The organism is Clostridioides sp. ZZV14-6387 (genome assembly GCF_020657835.1).
Classification (GTDB): Bacteria; Bacillota; Clostridia; order Peptostreptococcales; family Peptostreptococcaceae; genus Clostridioides; species Clostridioides difficile_A.
The window spans coordinates 1-302 of the sequence record NZ_JAGWCW010000152.1 but is presented as its reverse complement, the minus strand read 5'-3'; the positions used below and the strand labels follow the sequence as shown (position 1 = coordinate 302).

1 protein-coding gene is annotated in these 302 nt (G+C 27.2%); it reads left to right on the top strand.

Annotation, left to right across the window (positions count from 1 at the left end; translation table 11 throughout):
• Positions 1-243 precede the first annotated feature (243 nt).
• Positions 244-302, top strand: a 59-nt coding sequence (locus KGF38_RS20655; RefSeq protein WP_139044962.1) for a helix-turn-helix domain-containing protein, incomplete at its 3' end; no start/stop codon positions are given.

The following is a 302-nucleotide window of genomic DNA, read 5'->3' as shown; positions in this document are numbered from 1 at the left end:
GAAGGATAAGATATAGTCTGTGCTTACATGAAAGTGTAAGAAGTTCATAAGAGAACTGCATAGGTAGTAGCGAACTTGTGTGAACGACAACCTCAAAAATGATAAAAGTTAAGGGCTTATGGTTCTTATATATGTTATTTAAAAATAAATATAAAAACCTTCAAAATACTTGTTTTAAGTAAATTATATATGTTAATGTTATGATGAGTAACGAAATATATTAATAAAAACAAGTAAAGTGAGGTGATAGTAGTGGAAAAAGCTTATAAGTTTAGAATGTATCCAAATAAAAAACAGCAAGA